This is a genomic window from Enterococcus hirae ATCC 9790, assembly GCF_000271405.2.
In the GTDB taxonomy this organism is placed as follows: Bacteria; Bacillota; Bacilli; order Lactobacillales; family Enterococcaceae; genus Enterococcus_B; species Enterococcus_B hirae.
The window spans coordinates 1,915,907-1,929,396 of sequence record NC_018081.1; the positions used below are offsets into that span (position 1 = coordinate 1,915,907).

18 protein-coding genes, 1 tRNA gene and 1 pseudogene are annotated in these 13,490 nt (G+C 30.5%); 18 read left to right on the forward strand and 2 right to left on the reverse strand.

What is annotated here, in order from left to right:
- Positions 1–9: 9 nt before the first annotated feature.
- From EHR_RS09215 to EHR_RS09275, 14 genes are all read left to right on the forward strand, one after another.
- Entirely contained in the window at positions 10–363 is a 354-nt protein-coding gene (locus EHR_RS09215; RefSeq protein ID WP_010737828.1) for a hypothetical protein, read from the forward strand.
- Position 364: 1 nt separating this feature from the next.
- The gene (locus EHR_RS14265; RefSeq protein ID WP_010719481.1) at positions 365–502 is read left to right on the forward strand and encodes a CD1375 family protein; all 138 of its coding nucleotides are present in this window, start codon (positions 365–367) and stop codon (positions 500–502) included.
- A 17-nt stretch (positions 503–519) separates the two neighbouring features.
- On the forward strand, positions 520–801 hold the full coding sequence (locus EHR_RS09220) for a hypothetical protein (RefSeq protein WP_010719480.1): 282 nt from the start codon (positions 520–522) through the stop codon (positions 799–801).
- A 41-nt stretch (positions 802–842) separates the two neighbouring features.
- Positions 843–1,130: a phage holin family protein gene (locus tag EHR_RS09225; RefSeq protein WP_010737827.1), complete on the forward strand. Its 288-nt coding sequence runs from the start codon at positions 843–845 to the stop codon at positions 1,128–1,130.
- Entirely contained in the window at positions 1,114–2,094 is a 981-nt protein-coding gene (locus EHR_RS09230; protein WP_010737826.1) for a peptidoglycan recognition protein family protein, read from the forward strand. The genes EHR_RS09225 and EHR_RS09230 overlap by 17 nt, the downstream gene beginning before the upstream one ends.
- A 213-nt stretch (positions 2,095–2,307) precedes the next feature.
- Positions 2,308–2,381: transfer RNA gene (locus EHR_RS09235), tRNA-Ile, on the forward strand.
- A 33-nt stretch (positions 2,382–2,414) separates the two neighbouring features.
- Positions 2,415–2,678 (forward strand): hypothetical protein, encoded by a 264-nt coding sequence (locus EHR_RS09240; RefSeq protein WP_010737825.1) that lies wholly within the window; start codon positions 2,415–2,417, stop codon positions 2,676–2,678.
- Between the two features lie 574 nt (positions 2,679–3,252).
- Positions 3,253–3,402, forward strand: a complete 150-nt coding sequence (locus EHR_RS14270; protein WP_010718753.1) for a hypothetical protein — start codon at positions 3,253–3,255, stop codon at positions 3,400–3,402.
- A gap of 344 nt (positions 3,403–3,746) precedes the next feature.
- On the forward strand, positions 3,747–3,944 hold the full coding sequence (locus tag EHR_RS09245; RefSeq protein WP_010718754.1) for a cold-shock protein: 198 nt from the start codon (positions 3,747–3,749) through the stop codon (positions 3,942–3,944).
- Positions 3,945–4,526: 582 nt separating this feature from the next.
- The gene (locus EHR_RS09255; RefSeq protein WP_174270247.1) at positions 4,527–5,318 is read left to right on the forward strand and encodes a glycerophosphodiester phosphodiesterase; all 792 of its coding nucleotides are present in this window, start codon (positions 4,527–4,529) and stop codon (positions 5,316–5,318) included.
- A 53-nt stretch (positions 5,319–5,371) separates the two neighbouring features.
- On the forward strand, positions 5,372–5,596 hold the full coding sequence (locus tag EHR_RS09260; RefSeq protein WP_010737823.1) for a hypothetical protein: 225 nt from the start codon (positions 5,372–5,374) through the stop codon (positions 5,594–5,596).
- A gap of 23 nt (positions 5,597–5,619) precedes the next feature.
- A complete protein-coding gene (locus tag EHR_RS09265) occupies positions 5,620–5,790 on the forward strand; it encodes a phage holin (protein ID WP_225429081.1) in 171 nt (56 codons plus the stop codon).
- A gap of 10 nt (positions 5,791–5,800) precedes the next feature.
- Entirely contained in the window at positions 5,801–6,820 is a 1,020-nt protein-coding gene (locus EHR_RS09270) for a peptidoglycan recognition protein family protein (RefSeq protein WP_010737822.1), read from the forward strand.
- A gap of 250 nt (positions 6,821–7,070) precedes the next feature.
- On the forward strand, positions 7,071–7,502 hold the full coding sequence (locus EHR_RS09275; RefSeq protein ID WP_025480511.1) for a DUF4231 domain-containing protein: 432 nt from the start codon (positions 7,071–7,073) through the stop codon (positions 7,500–7,502).
- 230 nt (positions 7,503–7,732) lie between these two features.
- Here EHR_RS09275 and EHR_RS09280 read toward each other — a convergent pair whose 3' ends face one another.
- Positions 7,733–7,990, reverse strand: coding sequence for a hypothetical protein (locus EHR_RS09280; protein WP_002295273.1), 258 nt, complete (start codon positions 7,988–7,990; stop codon positions 7,733–7,735).
- A 162-nt stretch (positions 7,991–8,152) separates the two neighbouring features.
- Between EHR_RS09280 and bsh the strand changes: the two genes are divergently transcribed.
- Positions 8,153–9,127 (forward strand): choloylglycine hydrolase, encoded by a 975-nt coding sequence (bsh, locus tag EHR_RS09285; RefSeq protein WP_010737820.1) that lies wholly within the window; start codon positions 8,153–8,155, stop codon positions 9,125–9,127.
- Positions 9,128–9,681: 554 nt separating this feature from the next.
- Here bsh and EHR_RS13855 read toward each other — a convergent pair.
- Positions 9,682–9,878: pseudogene (locus tag EHR_RS13855) on the reverse strand (DUF5960 family protein); the annotation flags it as partial.
- Between the two features lie 91 nt (positions 9,879–9,969).
- Between EHR_RS13855 and EHR_RS09295 the strand changes: the two are divergent.
- The 3 genes from EHR_RS09295 (at position 9,970) to EHR_RS09305 (ending at position 13,306) form a co-directional block, all read left to right on the forward strand.
- Positions 9,970–10,302, forward strand: a complete 333-nt coding sequence (locus EHR_RS09295; RefSeq protein ID WP_010718759.1) for a putative quinol monooxygenase — start codon at positions 9,970–9,972, stop codon at positions 10,300–10,302.
- Positions 10,303–10,716: 414 nt separating this feature from the next.
- A complete protein-coding gene (locus EHR_RS09300; protein WP_010718760.1) occupies positions 10,717–11,409 on the forward strand; it encodes a hypothetical protein in 693 nt (230 codons plus the stop codon).
- 1,483 nt (positions 11,410–12,892) lie between these two features.
- On the forward strand, positions 12,893–13,306 hold the full coding sequence (locus EHR_RS09305; RefSeq protein ID WP_010718761.1) for a DUF4231 domain-containing protein: 414 nt from the start codon (positions 12,893–12,895) through the stop codon (positions 13,304–13,306).
- The last annotated feature ends 184 nt before the right edge of the window (positions 13,307–13,490 follow it).

Here is a 13,490-nt window from a genome sequence, read left to right on the forward strand (position 1 = left end):
GAATAACTAATGAAAACAATGTATGAATATATGTATCCAGTCGGTTGTAAGGTCTGGGAAAACATGCCAGATGATTTTCCAGAAGGAGTGCCGTATACCTTGGTACCACCATTACCAGATATTCCGTTAGATCGTCAGTTTTGGAATCCGAGTGAACGGAAATGGGAAGAAGTTGTCACACAAGATTTCTCTAAAAAACTAGAGTTGTTGGAAGAAATCCATCGTAAGACCGAACAACAGCTTGAACAAGTTCAAGAGGAAAATCAAGCGTTTAAAGAAAATAATCAATCATTAAATGAACAAGTTACGAATTTACAAGTGGCAATGACCGAAATTTATGAATATTCATTAGGGAGTGAGTAACATGGAAAACATCTATGCAGACCTAATCAAAAAAGGAAAGAAAACGATTGATGACGTACCTAAAACATTAAAAAAGAAAGTTCAAGCAATTTTGGATAAAAAAGAAGATGAAAAAGTGAAAGAAATTCTCACTGAATAGGAAGAGGGTGAGAAAAAATGAAAGGTATCGATCAGATTTTTAACAAGCTAGTCGCAATCGACGGGCTTATTTTTTTACCATTAACAGTTATATTGATCGGGTTTATTATTTTCGCTTCTTGGCGAATCAATATTTACTATCGAAAAGAACTACATGATGAAAGAGAAAGCTCAAAACAGGACCGACGAGACTTTTTGGCTACGTTGAATGAGTTGAATAAAGGATTTGAATTTATACGTTCAGATGTGAAGCGAATCGATGACAAAGTTACTGAAATCGAGAAGGAAGTACGGAAATAATTCTGTGCTTCTTTTTTATGTTTGAAAGGTGGTGAGGTATCGTGGAATCATTCTCAACTAAAATGATACTCGCTATGTGTGGGTTATATGTGGCAGGAAAAGTGTTAAAGGAAATTCCTAAGTTTCCCGACTGGGGAATTCCTTTAGCACTTACGATAATTAGTTGTATTTGTACACCACTATTATTTGGTGGGTATAACGTATTTCACTTTTTTGTAGCTATTGTGACTGTAGGAATTACAGTGTATGGCGATCAATTATGGAAACAAACGACTTATGGAATCAAAGAATTAGATAAAGGAGACGATGAAAATGAGTTACACAATTAACAAAGAATTTATGTTAGCAGCAAACGAAGGCGATTCAAGAAAAGCTCAAAATTGGTACATTATCGCTCATGAAACAGCCAATCCTCGTGCAACTGGGCGGAATGAAGCAAGTTATATGAAAAATAATTGGCGTAATGCTTATACGACTCATGTTGTAGGCGATGGTATCGTTTATTTGATTGGAGAACCAGGCTATGTTTCTTGGGGCGCATTAGATGCCAATTGTTATGCACCAGCGCAAATCGAATTACAACATACGACAGATAAAGCTTTATTTGAAAAAAATTACCGTGTGTATGTGGAATTGATTCGCGACTTATGTAATCAATTCGGTATTCCTAAAACACTTGATGCAGGTGGAAAAGGCATAAAAGGAGTGAAAAGCCATCAATGGGTAACACAAAATTATGGTGGTGACCACACGGATCCATACGGCTATTTAGCAAGTATGGGAATCAGCAAAGAACAGTTTGCACGAGATATAGCGAATGGTTTTGGTTCTAGTTGTAAGACAGTAACTGCACAATCTAAACCAGTTGCAAAACCACAAACACCATCCGACCATGACAAAGCAGTAGCAGCAAGTAAAGCTGTTCATCAAGGTAACGCATGGGCGAAACTAGACAAATTCAATGAAGTAAGTAAAGGAAAAGTTCGAATTGCTGGTTGGCTAGTGCCAGATAAACCAGATGGTCCAATTGGAAAATGTGCTTATATTCTTATTATGAAGCATGGCACAAATAAAGAAATCACTCGTGTGGCTTCCCAAGGGATCAAACGCCCTGATGTGAAGAAAACCTATGGATACAAAGGTGGCGATGCTTTAGGAATGGACGTTACTGTGGATCTAAGTTGGGTGAAAAAAGGAACGAAAATCGATATCATTTTCCGTCGTTGTAATCAAGCAAATGGTGAAGGTGCAGTGAATGATGTGCGTATCAGGGATATTTATTTAACATTATAAAAATGTGGTATTAATTTTAAAAAAAATTATTGAAGGTAAGTTTGAAGTAATATATTATTGTTATAGAGATTTTGGCTATTAAATTATCTCTCATATACAAGCTAATGAGTCTCTATAACAACTCCCTCTTTTTTTGACATCTGATTATGTAAATCTGGTAGAATGTTCTTTTGTATCTCTTTCATGTCCCCTATCAGATTTGCATGACACCTTGTACTTTTAGCTTAACTGGTCAGATCAGATGGCTTATAACTATCTGATTGTAGGTTTTAATTCTACAGGGTACATAAAAATTTAGTTACCATTAAGGAGGAACTTATATGGATAAAAGACTTAAATTTATCAATATTCTCAGTTTATTAATAGGAATATTAGTAAGTATAGAAATTTTTACAAACTGGTTTGGTATGCTATTTTCTAGTCTCATTCCTGTTTTATTAATGGGAGTAATAGGATTTATACTTTCTATTTGGTCATTAAGTAAAAATAGTAGTCTTATTGAAAAAGTTATCTCAGTATGTGGATTGTTGTTAAATATTATCCCTGTAGGATATTTTATATTATTATTTTTTGCAATAGGTTAATATCTTATGTTTTTTTGACATGTTATATAGGGAAGTTAATCTATAATTTAAATTATTTTTCAAACATATTTGATATGCACTTTATTTCTTTATTTTAATTTATAAGTATAAAAAAATAAAAAACAATAAATTTAATTATGTTAAAATGATAATGTCATCATATTACACAATCTTAACCCCGTTTCCATTTATGGTGACATCTATTCAGAGCTACTTGAAAGAGTAGCTCTTTCTAGTTTCTTTAGATTAATATATTTTATAAAAAATAGATTGTATTTCTATTCTGACGTTTTTGATTAAATATAATGTTTTTCTTATTAGGCGGTATTTTTTATATTAGATATAACAAAAACAAATAAAAAAACTTGATTTCATATATTATAATTATAATGTGCTACAAGATATTCCATGTTGTATTCGCATTATTCAGTTTAAACTACGTAGCACAAAATAAAATTCGTAGTAAACTACGATCAACTTCACAAAGATCTCCTGTGTTTTACTGCGATTTATTATCTATAAGACTACTCATAAGAGTAGTCTTTACATAAAAAATAATAAAGAAGGTATCACTATGTATTATGTAGAAGTACAAACACGAGGAGTAAAAAACAGGCAATATGTCAAAAGTGTAATCAATAATTATCCACTATTAGGATCATGGAAAGAGGCTGAACCATTTTCAAAAGAATGTGCATTGCAAATAAAATCAGTTTTAGAATAAGAACTAATTTGTGGAAAAGCAATTGACAATATTGTAGAAAAGTAAAATTTATTAAAGTTTTAAGTAAACGATGTAATATTATATTAGTAGCGTTAGTCATTTATTTTCAATTTCAATTTTTTCGTCCTTTAATTAATCATTTTAAATGCTTAGTCTAAATTTTTGTAATAAAAAACGTATCAAACAATTATCTTTGTGTTACCATTACTTCCGTGTTATAGTAAATAAGTAATCTAATTTGAAACGTAATCTGAGCGATATATTCACACTATAAAAACTCCTTTTACTAATTAATATTAATTGCAACAAAACACGTATTATATACGTATTAGGAGGAAATATATATGAATAACGGTACAGTAAAATGGTTTAACTCAGATAAAGGTTTTGGATTTATCACTGGTGAAGATGGAAATGACGTATTTGCACACTTCTCAGCTATCCAAGGCGATGGATTCAAAACATTAGATGAAGGTCAAGCTGTTTCTTATGATATTGAAGAAGGACAACGTGGCCCTCAAGCAGTAAATATTGTAAAATAATGTTGAACTTTAACCACCTCAATCGAGGTGGTTTTTATATAATGGCTCATAACCGTCCGATCGTAAGTTCGAGTCCTACAGGGTACATAAACTTTAAAATTAACGTTTTATTCTAGAATAAAATATAAAAATAATTTTTTGTTGCATGCGGATTAGTTTGTTGTTATAATTTTTCTAGAAGATTAAGCCATGATCGTCAGAATGCGGTTATGGCGTTTTTTGTATAGGTGGTAATATGATTAGCAAACCGTTTAAAACATTAGATAATCAGATTGATATTTTGATAAGTAGAGGACTGGTTGTTTCCGACAAAGAGGTAACTAAGTCTATTCTTTTGAGAGAAAATTACTATAATGTTATTAATGGATACAAAGATATCTTTTTGTCCTACAGGGTACATATAGTAAAAGCATTCAACTTGTTAAATGGTTGAATGCTTTTTTGTTATTGAAAAATAAAAAATGTAATCATGTTATTCTCTTTCCGAATATTATTGCCCTAGTCTTTTTTGTATCTTTTTAATTTGATATACTTATTTTTGAGGTGATTCCGAAAGTGAGAAAAATATCAAAGATATTAATTATGTTTTCCATTGTTTTAACTGGATGTGTTTACTCATCCAGTAGCTTATTGAACCATAAAGAAACTTACCTAGTAGCCCATAGAGGTGCACATATAATTGCTCCTGAGAATACAGTTGAAGCTATGAGAGAAGCAAAATCACTTGGCTATAATGCAGTAGAAGTTGATGTAAGAACTAGTAAAGATGGAGTGAATTTCTTGATGCACGATGACACTCTTGATAGGACAACAAACGGAGAAGGACAACCAGAAAGGTTTACAATCAAACAGCTTAAAGAATTGTCGATAGATACTTCAAATTATCCAAAATATAAAGATAAAAAAGTTAATATACCAACTTTTGACGAAGTAATTAAAGAAATAAGTAAAGACAAATTAATTGTTAATGTGGATGGATCAAAGGGAGATTGGAATGACGATAAATTTGTTGGATCAATTGTAAATACATTAAAAAAATACAATGTATATGATCGTTCTTTTTTTGTCCTTACAAATAAAAAAATTAGAGATAAGGTAGTAAAGAATCATCCTGATTGTACGGTTTCATGGTTATATGATTCAAAAAATAACATTGATGATGATATACAACAAGTTAAGCAATACAATAAAGCTTTGCTATCAGTATCAAATGACTTAGCAACAAACCAAGTAATTGAAAAATTAAATAAATCTGGAATTATGTACCAGATTTATGGTGTTAATGATGCTGAAAGGTTTAAAAAGTTAAAATCATTAGAGGTACCTATAGTAGAGACAGATACAATCAATCCGAATAAAATACAGAATAATTAGTATAGAAGTGCACTCCAAAGAGTGCGCTTTTTTTGTTGGAAAGTTGGTGAACTATGAGTATTGATGCGATTATTTCTGCTTTAAGTATTGCAGGAACCTTAGTTGGTACGTTTGCAGGCATTGTTTTTTCAAACAAACTGACCATTTATCGAATTGAGCAATTGGAGAAAAAAGTTGAAAAGCATAACCATATTGTTGAACGTACTTTTCTATTAGAAGGACGGATGAATGAAGCAGAACATGATATTCAGGAAATGAAAGGAGGCGATAAGAAATGATTTTACCTGATAAATATTATTAAATTATTAAATGGACAGTGCTTATAGTACTGCCAGCTTTATCTGCATTAGTAGCCACATTAGGCAAAGCATATGGATGGAATGAAACTGATATGACAGTTCTGACTATCAATGCAGTAGCGACGTTTTTAGGTGTTATCACTGGTGTGTCTGCATATAACTTAAAAAAATAGGAGGAAAAAAATGAAAAAGAAAATTACTATTACTGCGATGAGCCTATTAATGGCTCTTTTTTTATTGCCAATTAATGGGTTTGCCTATACGATTAACAATGAATTTAATTTGGGCCCAAACGAAGGTAGCTCTCAAGTAGCAAATAATCAGTACATTTTACTGCATGAAACGGCTAATGAAACAGCAACAGGACGCAATGAAGCGCAGTATATGCAACGTTCATGGATTAGTGCTTACACTGCTTACATTGTGGGGGACGGCGGAATTGTTTATCAAGTCGGTCAACCTGGTTATGTACAGTACGGTGCTGGTTCGTATGCTAATGCTAACAGTCCTGTGCAGATTGAGTTACAGCACACACATGATAAAGCAACTTTTGAAAAAAACTATAAAGCATACGTTGAATTGGCTAGAGATTCAGCAATGAAATATGGTATTCCATTAACATTGGACACGCCTTATAACCAACCAGGAATCAAATCGCATTTATGGGTAACACAAAATATTTGGGGGGATCATACAGATCCTTACGGTTATCTTTCTGAAATGGGCGTAAGTAAAGAAAAATTAGCATATGATTTAGCTCATGGTTTTACGGATGATAATCCAACTACTTCGGAGGATAAACCAGTCATTGATCCAACTAGAGCAGGCGCAGCAAATCCTACACTGACAGATGGAACAAATTACGCCCACATTGATCAGTTTGGAGAAATCGAAAACGCAAACTTGCATGTAGCTGGATGGCACATTGCTAACTATAAATACGAGTATATCTTCATTATGGATTACAATACTGGGAAAGAATTAGCTCGAGTAAAAGCTGATGGAATATATAGACCAGATGTAAATCAAGCTTATAATACTTCTGGAAATGTTGGTTATCATGTATCTTTCAATATGCGTAACTTCCCTAATAAAAAAGTTTACGTAATGATGCGTGCGACAAACGATCCAGAAGGAAATACTAAGGGTGGAGCACAAGATTTTCATGACAAGCGTTGGTATTTAAATATTCCACAACGATAAAAAGTTCCCCCCTCTTTGAGGGGCGGTACATAAAAATTTATTATTTAGATTCTATAAACATGTGCAACTTATCTAACAAGAAAGTATATATTCTACAGAAGTAAACAAATAGCTTATATTTTAGGATGTACACAAATTGACAAGTATAATAAAACTTTGATAAAACACAAATGTTTTTTTATTTTTATGTGTGATTAGTTAGAACTTACTTAAATCCTATTATAATATTTTTGTTAATGATTTTAATAAAATGATTGGAGAGAAAATGATGGATCAAAAAACGTTTATCGAATCTATTGATTCTACAATCGATAGATTAAAAAAAGAAATTCGATTTTATAATAGAGTAATTGGTATCGGAAATATTATAAAAATAGTCTTATCAGCTAGTATCCCAATATTAATTGATCAGGCTTCCGAACACAGGTCTTTACTATTGATTGTTTCAATTGCTTCAGCAATAATTACAATTATACAAAGTGGGATGTCTGCATTTAATTATCAAGATAAAGTACAGACTTCGACAGAGTTATTAATGAAAATTGAAAAAGAAAAGTTGTTATATATAACGAAAACATCCCCATATAATAAAACAGATGAAGAAAATTTCCATTTAATCGTTACAACCCTTCAAACTGAATTAATTGATATTATCTCTGATTTTAATCAAGTTAATAACTAAAAATTTATTTAATTAGAAAGTAGTGCAGATAATACTAATTGTACAATTAAGAAAAGAGATAAGACTTTACATTCCTAAAAAATGTAAAGTCTTATCTCTTTTCTTAATGCTATAAATTCATAATAACATTATGGACAATAAATTTAAAATTTATTCAGACTGTAGACAAACTCCTAAATTTAGAGTGTTGTTTGCAGTCTGACGACTCAAAAATGAGTCGTATAAATCAATTATAGTAATAAGTCATTGATTTCTTTAAATTCTTTATCAAGTTCTTTTTCATCATATTTTTCATATTTATCAGCTTCATGAAGAACTTTTTTAATTTCATGAATAGCCTTTCGTTCAACTAACCATTTTTTTAGGTTATGTTTTTTTTCTGGATTTTCAGATAATGTATCAAGTTCGTCTAACTCTTTATCCAGTTTATTGACAACAGAAACAATTTTGTTTACAACTTTTTCTTCTTTGTTTTCTAAATTTGACATTTATCTTCACGTCCTTTTTATTTGATAATTTAAGTATAGAACTTTGATATAGTTTATACAAATAGAAACGCTTCTTCGTGTATTCTGTGATTTTCTTTTGAAATGAGGAAAACTTTGGAGTAAAATGAACGTGTACAGAACAATATTTAGGAGGAATAAACTATGTGTACGTCTATTACTTATGTAACAAGTGATCATTATTTTGGAAGGAATTTTGATTATGAAATATCTTACAATGAAGTAGTCACTGTTACTCCAAGAAATTATAAGTTGAATTTTCGAAAGGTAAATGGTTTGGATACTCATTATGCAATGATTGGTATTGCCGCTGGTATAGCTGACTACCCTCTTTATTACGATGCGACAAATGAAAAAGGATTGAGTATGGCTGGGCTAAATTTTTCTGGGTATGCTGATTATAAAGAAATACAAGAAGGGAAAGACAATGTATCTCCTTTTGAATTTATTCCTTGGATTTTAGGACAATGCTCAACAGTAGGAGAAGCTAAAAAATTGTTAAAAAATATCAATTTAGCAAATATAAATTATAGTGATGAACTTCCTTTATCCCCTTTACATTGGCTATTAGCTGATAAAGAAAAGTCAATTGTCATTGAAAGTATGAAAGATGGACTTCATATATATGATAACCCTGTGGGCGTTCTTACCAATAATCCTTCATTTGACTATCAATTATTTAATTTAAACAATTATCGTGTCTTATCGAGTGAAACTCCTAAAAATAATTTTTCAAATCAAATAAGTTTGAATGCCTATAGCCGCGGTATGGGAGGGATAGGCTTGCCTGGAGATTTATCCTCAGTATCTCGTTTTGTTAAAGCGACTTTTACGAAGCTGAATTCTGTATCTGGAGATTCAGAGTCAGAAAGTATTAGTCAATTTTTCCATATCTTAGGTTCAGTAGAACAACAAAAAGGTTTGTGTGATGTTGGTGATGGAAAATATGAATATACAATTTATTCTTCTTGTTGCAATGTTGACAAAGGAATCTATTATTATCGAACATATGAAGACAGTCAAATTACTGCAATTGATATGAATAAAGAAGACTTAGATAGTCATAAGTTAATTAGTTATCCAATTATAGAAAAACAACAAATTAAATATATAAATTAGTTAATGTGTTGTGATTGATTATTTAATATAGATATAATACAAAAAGGCAAAGATATTTTCAAAACATTTTTTCTTGATGTGATATCCTTGTCTTTTTTGTAATGTTTTTAACTTATTGCTTTTGCAAAATTTATTTACCTGTTTTCTGGATCAACGATAGTGTATATTATGCTATCCTTGTTTGGATTTTAGGACGTTTAAAGAGGCACTTTTTTACATAACTTAATCCATAGACCTTTTAAGCATGCTGTGAGATAATAATAAAGAAGAGTTTAAAGCGCACCCCAAACCACTTCCCTTAAGTGTATTACGCTTTAAACTCTTTTATATTTGAAGCCATTAAAAAGCATACCATATAACTATAAAAAATAATGGGAAAAAGACTTATAATTGGAGTGGTAGTTAATTAGTGACTTATTTTTGGTTTTATAGCACTGATACTATAAAATATAGATATCATCATATTACACAATCTTAATACTAACTTAAAAATATCTCTTTTTATAAGTATGGTGATAAAATCCGTTCCGGGCTACCTTTTTAGGTAGCCTACTTTAATCTTTATACCTTTCTGGATCAACGAAAGTATACTTTATATAGTCATAACGCCGATGACCGCTCCGTGCGTCTGACACATTCGTCACGATATCAAATATACATCTTTCTTCATGCTCGTTTTCGCAGCAGGGATTTTAAAGTAGTTTTTATTGGAATAATAGAGATTAATTAATAAGCTATCTTCTATTGCTAATGGTCAGAGCAGACGGCTCATAACCGTCCTGTCGTAGGTTCGAGTCCTACAGGGTATATAAGGATAGATAAATATACAAGGAGGTAAAGAAATGGCTATTACTGTGAACATTTATTATAGTGGTACAAATGGAAATGCGAAAAAATTTGCAAAAGAGATGGTTTCAACTGGAGTTGTAGAAGATATCCGTGCAGAAAAAGGCAATATTAAATATGAATACTTTTTTTCAATGAATGATGAGGACACAATTCTTCTAATTGATAGTTGGACAGATCAAGATGCACTAGACAAACATCATGAATCTCCGATGATGGCTCATATTACTAAACTTAGAGAAAAATATGATTTGCATATGAAAGTTGAAAGATATGTAACAGATATAAAAAATATTTCCGCAAAAGACTCCGCTTTTATAAGAAAATAAAGTGCTTATTTTATTTGATAGGATAGTTTTTTCTTTAGAGTGAGAAGAATACTTGTAGTAACAGTACTCTTAAGTTAATTTATCTATAACTAAACCATTTTTTTATACACCTTCGGGTGTTTTTTTATTTCAAAAATATAGAATATATAATCTCTTAAATTGGTAAAATAAATGTGTTAGATGTTTTGGTCTATCCGAAAGAGTAGACTTTTTTATGTGAATTTAATAACTGTATCTAATTTTAAATTAATTAATACAATGTTTTAAAAATAATGTTTGTATGCAGTTACATCTGACTTTATCCGAATTAAGAAAAAGATTTATAAAAATAAAATAAAAAATATATATTTAAATTGACTGATTGTGAAATCATTAACTATAATTGGTTCAGTTTGTGTTAAGGAGAATGGTGATATGAATAAGAAAATTGTAGTAAGTGGATTAATTATAGGTGGATTAGTGTTAGCAGGGATCGCAGGGAAAAACTTTGCCGATGACATTTTGTTATGGGGTGGAGAAGATAATATTAAACAAATCAATCATAATTTGGAGTCATTAGATAAAGCACTTGAAAATAAAGAGCAAAATATTAGTAGTTTAAATTCACGATTATCTTCAAATAATCAAGAACTTGAGCAAGTAAAGGCTAACGTTGAAGAATATAAACAAAAAGTGTTGACTTTGGAAAATGAGAAAAATCAATTAACTATAGATAAAACAAATTTAGAGAATCAATTATCAGGAAAAAATGCTGAATTGCAAGGTAAACAAAATGAAATCAATGCTAAAATTGATGAAATAAATCAAAAAATAGCTGAAATAAATCAATTAAACACTGATTGGAATAATCGTTTACAAACAGAACAAAATAAATTTAATGATGCTCAAAATACTGTTAATAGTTTAAATCAACAAATTAATCAATTGTCAAATGAAAAAAATACTATTAAAAACCAATTGCAAAGTACTCAACAAAAACTAGAAAAAGAGCAATCAGAAAACAGTAATTTGAATAATTATATTGAAAAACTTGAAAAGGCAAAAAGTGATGTAGAAGACACAGCAAACAGATCACAAGAAATCGTGACTGAACATACAGGAAAATAGATGCATTTTTTAGTTTAAATTTCTTTAACAAAATAGTATTTTGTTGCTAAATAATTTTTATTTGATTATTCTACAAAAATATCTCCTCTCAAAATGGAGGGGAAGTACATATTTATATTTTTGCTGAACGACAGGAAACGGGGAAAGGTCTTTTTGTTTGTACTTCAAAAAGACTAAAACATATTAAAAAAGGTCTTCCACATTTAAATAGATTTGAAATTTTACCAAATAAAGAGACTTCTAGAATTAAATCGCCATTTCGCATGCCAGTTCTGGTGGATTGTGATCGGTTATTTGTCTTAAGTGGTATCTCTATACCATTAACGTTACTTACAAATCGGAGGTATATATGTAGAGAATACCTAGAAAAAATTTTACAAATAAGGAAAAATAATATGAGATGTGAAATTGTGCCTTTAGAGATTAAATCAATGATTTCATTAAATCCTTTGCTAAATTTAAAACCGAAAGACTCAAATCTGACTTTGAGTAGCTAAAGACCTCAACCAATCATTCTTGGCTGAGTTTTTTTCGTTCTTATATTAATTGTTCTAACTCCGGTTTCAATATGCATATAAAAAAGTAAAAATAATAGAAAAACTAGTGATAGTTTTGGTGATAGTGATATTAAAAACCAGAAAAGATGGAAAAAGCAGGAGATAGATAAAATACTGATATTTCGGCGTTTTCTAACGGTACAAAAGAGAAAAAAAGTAATAAATGCACACATGATACAAGAAAAACATGTTCGCACTTCTAGGTAAACCAGGCTTTGAAGACCTTGCCAAAGAATTGAACGAACGTCTTTAAGATAAGGAGTTATAGGTAATTATTAAAAATAATTATCCAAAACAATTTGCCTTTAAAATGAAAAATGATACTCATTGAGGTATTTATAAAAAAGGATGGCTAATTATAGCCATCCTTTTTTGGTTTGTTGGCAGAGAAATATTTTGTCCAGAAAATTTTCGTTGTTGATTATTGATATAGTCATTGGACTTATCGAAGTTCGTTCAATACTTTCATATGACACTTGATCATATAGTTGAATAATAGAGATATCTTTATGACTTATATCTTCATGCTTCATGCCAACTTTTCGGTTAGGCACTGCTTACACATATCTACCATTATGGACAGTTAGGGGAGAGATGGGCACGTTTGTCAATTCTGTGGGCAATAGTATTCACAGTTTAAATTTTTTAAATCAATCAAGCTTACTTTGCTCGGTTGGTCAGAGATTGTGAGCATACATCAAATGTGATTTTTATGTCGTCTGTAATGATTAAATCTTTGTTCAGATCTTTTCAATAGCTTTTATCCGTGCACGAATACTATCATTGACAAATATATCATTATTTTGATAAAATGATTATTGTTATTTAATAGCCGTTTGTTTTGATTTGTAATTAGCTGAAACATAGGTAAATCCAATTATAATAGTTTTACGACCAAATTTTAATAAAGTGAATGGAGAAATGATATGGATCAAAAAGCGTTTATTGAATCGATTGATTCTACAATTAATAAATTAAAAAAAGATATTCAATCGTATAATAGAATCATTGGCATAGGGAATATTATAAAAATCGTATTATCTGCTGCTATCCCTATTTTAATTCACGAGGCATCTGATCATAAGTCTTTGTTATTAGTCGTTTCGATTGCTTCCGCAATCATAACGATTATTCAAAGTGGAATGTCTGCGTTTAATTATCAAAACAAAGTACAAACCGCAACACAGGTTCTAATGAAAATAGAAAACGAGAAGCTACTTTATGTAACAAAAACATCCCCATATGATAAAACGGATGAAGAAAATTTTCATTTGATTGTTTCGACACTTCAAACGGAGTTGAATGATATCATTTCTGACTTTAATCAAGTAAGCAATTAACCATATCATCCGTTTAAAGATAGAAAGGTACCAAAGAGATAGGAACAACAAGTAATCCTAGAACAGCATTTATGTATAAATAAAAAATAAACCTAATTTTGCTGATTTAAAAAGGTATCCAAACCTACTCGCTGAGACAGATGGATACCTTTTTTCTTTGACAAAAAAGTTCTGATTTTTTTAG